Source organism: Vitiosangium sp. GDMCC 1.1324, assembly GCF_003044305.1.
In the GTDB taxonomy this organism is placed as follows: Bacteria; Myxococcota; Myxococcia; order Myxococcales; family Myxococcaceae; genus Archangium.
Map to the genome: position 1 here is coordinate 1 of NZ_PZOX01000076.1, position 1,255 is coordinate 1,255.

A 1,255-nucleotide genomic window follows, 5' to 3' on the forward strand; every position below is an offset into this window, starting at 1 on the left:
CTGAGGCATCCCCTCATATAGCAAGCAGGCGAGGAAGCGCGTATCTGGCCATGTGGTTTGAGCAGTAGGGGCATGGATGTTACCGGAGAAGTGGGTACTCAAGCCATCAACGAACAGCAGGTGCATGAATTCCTCGCCGGACTCTTCGGAGACGACCTCCACGCCAAGAGGGTGCTGTCGCTCTCCCTGGCGACGCTGGGCGTCATCCACGCCGCGAGCCTCTCGGTGTACGCCATCGGGCAGGCCCTGGCGGTAGCGAGGGGGAAGAAGGGCAAGCACGGGGTGAAGCAGGTGGACAGGTTGCTGTCCAACACGGGAGTGGACGTGTGGCACCTGTTTGCCCTCTGGGTGCCCTACGTCATGGGACAGCGCACCGAGGCCGTGGTGGCCTTGGACTGGACGGACTTCGACGAGGACGACCACACCACGTTGGTGGCCTCGCTGCGCACCGGACACGGACGCTCCACGCCCCTGGTGTGGTTGACGGTCCCCAAGTCCACGCTCAAGGGAATGCGCAATGACGTGGAGGACAGCGTCCTGCTGCGGCTGCGGGAGTTGATTGCGCCCGAGGTGAAGGTGACGATTCTGGCCGACCGGGGCTTCGCGGACCAGAAACTCTATGCGCTACTCGAGGAGTTGCACTTCGAGTACGTGGTGCGCTTCCGCCAGCGAATCAGTGTCACCAGCGCCCAGGGCGAGCGCCGGAGCGCGGCGCAGTGGGTGCCGACGTCAGGACACCTGCGCAAACTCAAAGGCGCACGCGTCACGGACGACGAAGTGGAAGTCGCCGCGGTGGTATGCGTGAAGAAGAAGGGCATGAAGGAGCCCTGGTGTCTGGCGACCAGCCTGGCAGAAGCTTCCGGAGCCGAGGTGGTGGCTCTCTACAGCGGGAGATTCACCATTGAGGAGAGTTTCAGGGATGTGAAGGATTTGCGCTTCGGCATGGGCTTGTCCTCCTTCCGAATCGCGGAGACGGACAGGCGTGACAGGCTGCTGCTTCTGAGCGCCCTCGCGTGTGCCCTGTTGACGCTACTGGGGGCTGCTGGCGAGAGCCTCGGCATGGAGCGCGACCTCAAAGCCAACACCTCGAAGAAGCGCACCTACTCCCTCTTCCGCCAGGGCTGCATGTATTACCAGGCTCTTCCCAACATGCCCGAAACCCGGTTGCGCCCTCTCATTGAACGCTTCGCCCAACTCGTCTACGAGCAGCTCGTTTTCCGTGAAGCCTTTGGCCTTTTATGAGGGGATGCCTCAG

At 62.6% G+C, this 1,255-nt stretch carries 1 protein-coding gene; it reads left to right on the top strand.

What is annotated here, in order from left to right; translation table 11 throughout:
• Nucleotides 1–90: 90 nt before the first annotated feature.
• Entirely contained in the window at nucleotides 91–1,242 is a 1,152-nt protein-coding gene (locus tag DAT35_RS57935; protein WP_108077993.1) for an IS4 family transposase, read from the top strand.
• The last annotated feature ends 13 nt before the right edge of the window (nucleotides 1,243–1,255 follow it).